General features: G+C 65.0%; 6 protein-coding genes. 2 read left to right on the top strand and 4 right to left on the bottom strand.

Translation table 11 applies throughout. The features are described 5' to 3' along the window. Positions 1-495 precede the first annotated feature (495 nt). Positions 496-1,800: an aminotransferase class V-fold PLP-dependent enzyme gene (locus AB4118_RS30245; RefSeq protein ID WP_441493230.1), complete on the top strand. Its 1,305-nt coding sequence runs from the start codon at positions 496-498 to the stop codon at positions 1,798-1,800. A gap of 125 nt (positions 1,801-1,925) precedes the next feature. Here the strand turns inward: AB4118_RS30245 and AB4118_RS30240 are convergent, their stop codons facing one another. Beyond that, positions 1,926-3,548 (bottom strand): peptide chain release factor 3, encoded by a 1,623-nt coding sequence (locus AB4118_RS30240; RefSeq protein WP_441493229.1) that lies wholly within the window; start codon positions 3,546-3,548, stop codon positions 1,926-1,928. Between the two features lie 174 nt (positions 3,549-3,722). Between AB4118_RS30240 and AB4118_RS30235 the strand changes: the two genes are divergently transcribed. Next, the gene (locus AB4118_RS30235; protein ID WP_441493228.1) at positions 3,723-5,405 is read left to right on the top strand and encodes a methyl-accepting chemotaxis protein; all 1,683 of its coding nucleotides are present in this window, start codon (positions 3,723-3,725) and stop codon (positions 5,403-5,405) included. A 7-nt stretch (positions 5,406-5,412) separates the two neighbouring features. Here the strand turns inward: AB4118_RS30235 and AB4118_RS30230 are convergent, their stop codons facing one another. From AB4118_RS30230 to AB4118_RS30220, 3 genes are all read right to left on the bottom strand, one after another. Beyond that, on the bottom strand, positions 5,413-6,174 hold the full coding sequence (locus tag AB4118_RS30230; RefSeq protein ID WP_441493236.1) for an ABC transporter permease: 762 nt from the start codon (positions 6,172-6,174) through the stop codon (positions 5,413-5,415). Positions 6,175-6,182: 8 nt separating this feature from the next. After that, positions 6,183-7,106, bottom strand: a complete 924-nt coding sequence (locus tag AB4118_RS30225; protein ID WP_441493235.1) for an ABC transporter ATP-binding protein — start codon at positions 7,104-7,106, stop codon at positions 6,183-6,185. A gap of 326 nt (positions 7,107-7,432) precedes the next feature. Beyond that, positions 7,433-8,059: a hypothetical protein gene (locus AB4118_RS30220; RefSeq protein ID WP_441493227.1), complete on the bottom strand. Its 627-nt coding sequence runs from the start codon at positions 8,057-8,059 to the stop codon at positions 7,433-7,435. Between the last annotated feature and the right edge of the window lie 104 nt (positions 8,060-8,163).

Here is an 8,163-nt window from a genome sequence, read left to right as displayed (position 1 = left end):
ATGCCGGCCCCTTTATGAGGCCTGGGACGCGCGGATCTCCATCTTGGCCAGGTTCAATCCTGAGACCGGATACGTTGATGCAGACTGCTCAAATCAGATCGCCAAACAGCTTGCAGACGGGGCGGGCCATACGTTTCCACCGCCTTTGACCGGCAGCGGAAAGGGTCCCGAATTGCCGGTCGTTCCAGCAGCTTCAGGGCTGGAACAGGCCGCAGCCGTGGGAACGCATGCCGTCGCCCTGAATGGTGTCGTGGCTGCGCGCGCTTGCAGCGCACGAAGGGCATGGCCCGCCTCTTCCTCGGGCGTCCTGAAGCCATGGGAGCCAATCTCTGGGCCGTGTTCGGGTGCGGCCGCGAAACCTGAGCGCGCTGGTAGCCCGACCCGGTGCTTCCGAGCCCGCTGGGGGACAAGGCCCACGATCAATCCGGTGGATCGTCACAGGTCTGCAACAGCCCATCGTTAGCTCTGCGCGGCATCAGCGAGGAGATGACGCTCATGACCGGCCAAGCCTTCGAAACGAATCGCCGCACGCTTCTGCTCGGCCTTGGCGCCGCAGCGCTGATACCGCAGCCGATGCCTGCCGCCGCGCGCAGCCTGCCGGCATTTCCGACCGTCAATCCCGGCACGGACACGAGCTACTGGAACATCGTGCGCGGCCTCTACAGCGTCACGCCCGACATGGTGAATCTCGAGAACGGCTATTGGGGCATCATGGCCGAGCCGGTGAAGGCCGAGTACAAGCGCCTGACCGACTTCGTGAACTTCGAGAACACGGTCTATGCCCGCAGCAGGATCGGCGCCGATCTCGACAATGTCCGCACCCCACTCGCCGCATTCCTCGGCGTTGCGCGCGAGGAGATCGCGCTGACGCGGGGCGCAACCGAGGCGCTGCAGGCGCTGATCTCCGGCTACAACAAGCTCAAGCCCGGCGACACCGTGCTCTATGCCGATCTCGACTACGATTCGATGCAGTATGCGATGAACTGGCTGAAGGCTCGGCGCGGTGTCGATGTCGTCAGGTTCGACATCCCGGAGCCCGCCACGCGCCAGGCCGTGCTCGACGCCTATGACGCAGCGCTCAAGGCCAATCCCAGGACGAAGCTTCTCCTGCTGACCCATATCAGCCATCGCACCGGGCTGATGATGCCGGTCAAGGAACTGGCTGCGATGGCCAAGGCGCGCGGCGCCGATGTCATCCTCGACGCGGCCCATAGCTGGGGCCAGGTCGCCTTTCAGGCCCGGGATCTCGGCGTCGATTTCATCGGCTTCAACCTGCACAAATGGATCGGCGCGCCGCTCGGTGTCGGCCTGCTCTACATTGCTAAGGACCGGCTCGGCGATATCGATCCCTATATGGCCGACGAGGATTTCAAGGCCGACGATGTCCGCTCGCGGATCCATACCGGCACGCCGAACTTCGCAGCGCAGCTCGCGGTCCCTGCCGCACTCGCCCTGCATCAGGAGATCGGCCCGGAGGCCAAGGAGGCGCGCTACCGCCACCTGCGCAATCACTGGGTCGCGAAGGCACGCGAACTCAAAGGCGTCGAGATCCAGACCCCGGACGATCCCGGCATGGTGGCCGGCATCACCTCGTTCGCCCTGGCCGGCAAGCGCAGCCCTGCGGAGACCAATGCGATCGTTGCGGAGCTGCGCGACAAGCACAAGGTGATGACCGTTCGCCGCGGCGGCGTCGCCAAGGGCAATACGATCCGGATCTCGCCGGCCCCCTACATCATGGAGGCGGATCTCGATCGCTTCGTCGAGGCCCTGGCGATCGTCTCCGGCAATCGCGCGGGATAAGCCCGCTGGTCGGCCCGCGCGAGCGCAGAGCTCGGCCGCGCCGCATCCTCAAGAGGCAACAACGGGGATGAGGCGCGTCGCCGATCCCCGTCCTGTCTTCTCCCTCTCCTCGGAGAGGGAGAATCTCAGGCCTTCGCGACCTTCTGATAGTCCTTGACGTCGGAGAAGGTGATCTCCGGGACGCGCTCCGCATCGTATTTCAACGTGAACTGGGACGAGGCCATGAAGACCGGGTCGCCGTCGAGATCGTCCGCCATCGAAGACGGCTTCAGCGCGACGAATTTTGCGAGCGCCGCCTGATCGTCCGAGGAGACCCAGCGCGCGATCGCGAACTGGCACGGCTCGAAATCGACGGGCAGCGAATACTCGACATCCATGCGCTCCTTCAGCACGTCGAGCTGCAATGCGCCGACCACGCCGACGATCGCCGGAGCGCCGTCATGCGGCAGGAAGAGCTGGACGACCCCCTCCTCCGCCATTTGCTGCAGGGCCTCGCGCAGCTTCTTCGCCTTCATCGCGTCCTTGAGCTTGACGCGGCGCAGGATTTCCGGCGCGAAGCTCGGCACGCCCTTGAAGACGATGTCCTCGCCCTCGGTGAGCGTATCGCCGATGCGCAAGGTACCGTGGTTCGGCAAGCCGACGATGTCGCCGGCAAAGGCCTCTTCGGCAATCGAGCGGTCTCGCGCAAAGAAGAACTGCGGCGCGTTCAGCGGCATCGGCTTGCCCGTGCGAACCAGCTTCGCCTTCATGCCGCGCGAAAGCTTGCCCGAGCAGACCCGCATGAAGGCGATGCGGTCGCGATGGTTAGGATCCATGTTCGCCTGGATCTTGAAGACGAAGCCGGTCATCTTCGGCTCTTCCGCCTCCACCGCGCGTTTGTCCGCGACCTGGGCGCGTGGGCTCGGAGCATGCCGGCCGAGCGCGTCGATCAGGTCGCGCACACCATAGTCACGCAGCGCCGCGCCGAAATAGACCGGCGTCAGATGGCCCTCGCGAAAGGACTCCAGGTCGAACGGCTTCAGGCCCTCGCGCGCCAGGAAAACCTCCTCGCGCCAGGTCTCGGCAAGGCCGTTCGGCAGGAGCTCGTCGAAGAGCGGATCGTCCTCGCCCGCAACGGGGGTTCCCGCGTCGCTCTCGTCGCCCTTCTGGTTGCGACGGAAGGTATTCGAGGCGAAATCGAGTGTCCCGACGAAGTCGCGCCCGCGCCCGACCGGCCAGGTCATCGGCGCGACGTCGAGCGCCAGCGTCGTCTCGATCTCGTTGATCAGGTCGAAGGGATCGCGCGTCTCGCGATCGACCTTGTTGATGAAGGTCACGATCGGGATGTCGCGCAGCCGGCAGACCTCGAACAGCTTCTTGGTCCGCGCCTCGATACCCTTGGCGGCGTCGATCACCATCACCGCGGAGTCGACCGCCGTCAGCGTGCGATAGGTGTCTTCCGAGAAGTCCTCGTGGCCCGGCGTGTCGAGCAGATTGAAGACGTGCCCGCCATACTCGAAGGTCATCACCGAGGTGACGACCGAGATGCCGCGCTGACGCTCGATCTTCATCCAGTCGGATGATGTCTGGCGGCGGCCCGCCTTGGCGCGCACTTCGCCCGCGAGCTGAATCGCGCCGCCGAAATAGAGCAGCTTCTCGGTCAGCGTCGTCTTGCCGGCGTCCGGGTGCGAGATGATGGCGAAGGTACGCCGGCGCGCATGCGGCGCGACGGCGGTCGCCGGGGCATCAAGGATGGAAATATCGGTCATGTCGGTGTGAAGACAGGAAGGGCGCCCGCTGTCAATGATCCGCAACGCGACTTCGACGCCAGCCGCGCCACCTGATGGGCCCGCAGATCACCATGGATTAACCATTCGCAGCCATCATCCGGCGCCGCGATCACATCTGCGCCAGCTGCGGCCGGCGCTTCAACCCACGAGCGGATGGCGTCCCTGCGCAAGATTTCCAGCCAGATCTTCGGAGCCGTCCTGCTTCTCGCCGTCACTGCCGCCCTGGCAACCATCCTCGGGGTCCAGGCGCTTGGCCGCTACGCGGCGATGACGGACGAGATGCAGCTCGCATCGCGCCGCGTGCTGATGGCCGAACGGATCAACGGGTTGGTCAACGCCGTCGTGATGGAAACGCGCGGGCTCTATATGAGCCGCGATTCTGCCGATGCCGAGCGCTTCGCCCAGCCACTCCTGGATGATCTTGCCCAGATCCATGAGGTCATGGACGATTGGCGCCCTCTCGTTCAGGCAGAGGACGGCGCAGCCTTTGCCGCTGTCTCCGACCAGATCGAGCAATTCATCCGCTTCCGGCGGGAGACGGTTCGGCTCGCACGCATCGAGGGCCCCTCCGCAGCAAACAGGCACGGCAACAACGAGGTCAACCGGGCGAACCGCAAGGCACTGAACGAAGCGTTGAAACACATCGCGGTTCTCAACGACGTCAACAGCCGCATCATCGATTCCCGCCTCGACGCGCTGCAGGACAGCAGCGCGAGGCGGCAGACGCTGATCGGCGCTCTGATGATCGCGGCCGGTCTCGCTCTCGCGCTCTGGATCGTGCATCGGCGCGTTTCACAGCCGCTCAGGCGGTTGGCGGCAACGATGCGCCGCTTGGCACAGTCGGAACCGGTCGCCGAAATTCCTCTGGCGGCACGCCCGGACGAGATCGGCGATATGGCCCGCTCGGTCGTCGTCTTTCGCGACAACGCCATGGCGCGCGCCGAGCTCGAAGGCGCCGCCCGGGTGACCGAGGCCGCCCGTGCCGAGCGTCAGATCAGGATTGACGAACTCATCCGCAGCTTCGATGCCAGGATCGACGCCGTGCTGAAGACGGTGAGATCCGGTTCGAGCCAGATGGAGAGCACGGCCCGGACCTTGAACGATGCAGCGACGGCCGCAACCTCGCAGGCCGAAGACGCTCGCACTGCCTGCCTTGATGCCGCCGACAGCGTTCGCAATGTTGCCGCGGCTTCGGAACAGCTCTCCGGCTCGATCGCAGAGATCACGGGGCGGGTCGCCAAGGCCAATGGCGTCGTCGGCAATGCTGCGCGCGATGCCACCAGCGCGAGCGCGAATGTCGCCAACCTGACCTATGCCGCCGAAGAAATCGGCAAGATCGTCTCGATGATCCGCGACATCGCTGCCCAGACCAATCTCCTCGCCCTCAACGCCTCGATCGAGGCGGCACGTGCCGGCGAGGCCGGGCGCGGCTTCAGCATCGTCGCTGGCGAGGTGAAGACCCTGGCGAGCCGGACGTCCCAAGCGACGGATGAGATCGCCGCCCAGATCGCGGCCTTCGAAACCGAGACACGCGGCGCAGTCGCCGCAATCGAAGCGATCGCGGCGGTGATGGCCGAAGTGGCCCAGCACACCGTGGCGATTGCAGGGGCGACTGAGCAGCAGATGCAGGCAACGGCGCAGATCGCCCGCAATGCGCAGGCAACGTCGGATGGCACCATCCGCGTCTCGCGCAAGATGGAGGGGGTCACCGCCGCATCCGAGGAGACCATGCTTTCGGCAAGTCAGGTTCTGAAGACGGCCGAAAGCCTGAGTCGTGAGGCGGAGACGCTGCGGGGTGCCGTCGAGACCTTCTTCTCTGACGTCAAGGCGGCCTGAGGCCGGCTCAGGTCTTCAGGCGATATCCGGTCCGGAAGATCCAGCCGACCGTCGCAATGCAGGCGGCGAGGAAGACCAGCGTCATTCCCAGGCTGACGACGATGCCGACCTCGGAAACGCCGAAGAAGCTCCAGCGGAAACCGCTGATCAGGTAGACGACCGGGTTGAACAGCGCCACCGTCCGCCAGAATCCCGGCAGCATGTCGATCGAGTAGAACGACCCGCCGAGGAAGGTCAGTGGCGTCACCACGAGCAGCGGGATCACTTGCAGTTTCTCGAAACCGTCGGCCCAGATGCCGATGATGAAACCGAACAGGCTGAAGGTCATCGCGGTCAGGAACAGGAAAAGCAACATCCAGACCGGATGCTCGACCCTGAGCGGCACGAAGGCCGTCGCCGTCAGCAGGATGATCAAGCCGAGAAAGATCGATTTCGTGGCCGCCGCGCCGACATAGGCGATGACCGCCTCCCACCACGCCACGGGCGCCGAGAGCAGCTCGTAGATCGTGCCGGTGAATTTCGGGAAATAGATCGCGAAGGAGGCGTTGGCGATGCTCTGCGTCAGCAGCGAGAGCATGATCAGGCCGGGCACGATGAAGGAGCCATAGGCGACGCCGTCGATCGCCTGCATGCGCGAACCGATCGCGGCACCGAAGACGATGAAATAGAGCGAGGTCGAGATCACCGGCGAGACGATGCTCTGCAGTGGCGTACGCCAGGTGCGCGCCATCTCGAAGCGATAGATCGCGCGCATCGCGTGGAGGTTGATAGCCATGATCAGTGCCGCTCCCTCACCAGGCTCACGAAGATGTCTTCCAGCGAGCTCTGGCTGGTGCGCAGATCCCTGAAGCGGATGCCTGCGGTCGCGAGATCCTGCAGGAGCGCGGTGATGCCGGTCCGCTCCGCCTTGGTGTCATAGGTATAGACCAGTTCCTCGCCCTCGGCCGCGAGCGCCAGATCATAGGCCGCAAGCCCCTCCGGCAACGCGGCAAGCGGCTCCTGCAGGGAGAGCGAAAGCTGCTTCTTGCCGAGCTTGCGCATCAGCTCGGCCTTGTCCTCGACCAGGATGATCTCGCCCTTGCTGATCACGCCGATCCGGTCGGCCATCTCCTCGGCCTCCTCGATGTAATGCGTGGTCAGGATGATGGTGACGCCGTCGTCCCTGAGGCGCCGGACGAGCTTCCACATGTCCTGGCGGAGCTCGACATCGACGCCGGCCGTCGGCTCGTCGAGGAACAGGATCTGGGGTTCATGCGCCAGTGCCTTGGCGATCAGCACACGCCGCTTCATACCGCCCGAGAGCGTCATGATCCGGTTGTCGCGCTTGTCCCAGAGCGAGAGATCCTTGAGCACGCGCTCGACATGGGCCGGGTTCCGCGGCAGGCCGAATAGCCCCCGGCTGAAGCTGACCGTAGCCCAGACGGTTTCGAAGGCGTCCGTGGTCAACTCCTGCGGCACCAGCCCGATGCGCGCGCGCGCGGCCCGATAGTCCTTGATGATGTCATGACCATCGGCGAGCACGCTGCCGGAGGTCGGGTTCACCAGTCCGCAGATGATGCTGATCAACGTCGTCTTGCCGGCACCGTTGGGTCCGAGCAGGGCGAAGATCTCGCCGCGGCGGATTTCCAGATCGACCGATTTCAGTGCGCTGAAGCCGGACGCGTAGGTCTTGGACAGGTTGGAAACGCGGATGATGGACATGGCCACGATATAGGGGAAGCGACGGAGGGATGCGACCGCGCCGCCATGCGCCGCGAGCACGTCAGCAGATCATATGACGACTGACTGATTTCGTCAGCAGTAAAATGCCAATGGCCGGGACAAGCCCGGCCATCCCCAATCCTCGCTGGCCCTTCGTCTCAGCGCATGAAGAACCAGAGCAGGATGATGACGGGAATCGGCACGCCAAGCAGCCAAAGTGCAATCGAACGCATTGGGACAGCCCCTTATGAATGATCGTGCTGGAGCAACGTCCTGAGGCTGCCCAAGGTTCCGGCCGCTCCCTCCTCGCTTCCTCGGGCGCAGCCTCACGAAAACAGCGTCGCGCTTCCATGCCAGAGCGGACGATAGCCATGCGCGAGGGCCGCGATGGTCGCAGGCGGCGTCAGTACCAGGACGGTCCCGGGCGCCCGCCGCCGTCGCTCGATATATCCGTTGGGAGACCAGAGCAGCGCGGCCTCACCGCGCAAGGCCAGCCAATCGCCGGCCCCAGCCTCGATCATGGTTCCGTCCGGCAATCGATCGGCCTGAAGCCGGTGCTTCTGCTTGGCTCGTCCGATCCGGCGCTCGCCATCCAGAATCCGGTCGATCTCGGGAAAGAGCGGCTCGGACATGAGGCCGAGGCCTCGGACCAGCGCCGCACGGTAGCCGAGCGCATCCGCCCGCCGGCACTCCATGCAGGGCCGGTGCCCGGCCGCAAGCGCCGTCACCTCGTCGCAAAAGAACAGCTCGGTGTAACCCTTGCCCCAGACCTGTCGCCGTCGCCCCTTGAAGGAGAGCACGCAACAGATCCACTGCCGCGTGGCGTGCGACCGGATCGGCGCGGCCTGCGTCTGCGGATCGTGAAACCGGCCGCCGCGATTGCCGAACAGCAGGCCACGCGCAGGGTCGCGGGCGAGCGAGCCGTCGGGCCTTACACGGTTGGGCAGGGGCATGGCTGGCTCCTGGGTTCTCTCTTCAGAACTTGGCACATCATGCTGCCGGATCCTGTCGGCAGCATTCTTCCCTCCCTGCTTGCGGCACCATGCCCATCTGGCCG

It is taken from the genome of Allobosea sp. 2RAB26, from assembly GCF_052115465.1.
In the GTDB taxonomy this organism is placed as follows: domain Bacteria; phylum Pseudomonadota; class Alphaproteobacteria; order Rhizobiales; family Beijerinckiaceae; genus Allobosea.
Note: the sequence above shows the minus strand (reverse complement) of the source record. Positions and strands in the feature narration are given on the sequence as shown.

Coding starts and splice junctions, on each gene's coding strand:
- AB4118_RS30235 (WP_441493228.1), top strand. CDS start 3,723: ATGGCGTCCCTGCGCAAGATTTCCAGCCAGATCTTCGGAGCCGTCCTG.
- AB4118_RS30245 (WP_441493230.1), top strand. CDS start 496: ATGACCGGCCAAGCCTTCGAAACGAATCGCCGCACGCTTCTGCTCGGC.
- AB4118_RS30220 (WP_441493227.1), bottom strand. CDS start 8,059: ATGCCCCTGCCCAACCGTGTAAGGCCCGACGGCTCGCTCGCCCGCGAC.
- AB4118_RS30240 (WP_441493229.1), bottom strand. CDS start 3,548: ATGACCGATATTTCCATCCTTGATGCCCCGGCGACCGCCGTCGCGCCG.
- AB4118_RS30225 (WP_441493235.1), bottom strand. CDS start 7,106: ATGTCCATCATCCGCGTTTCCAACCTGTCCAAGACCTACGCGTCCGGC.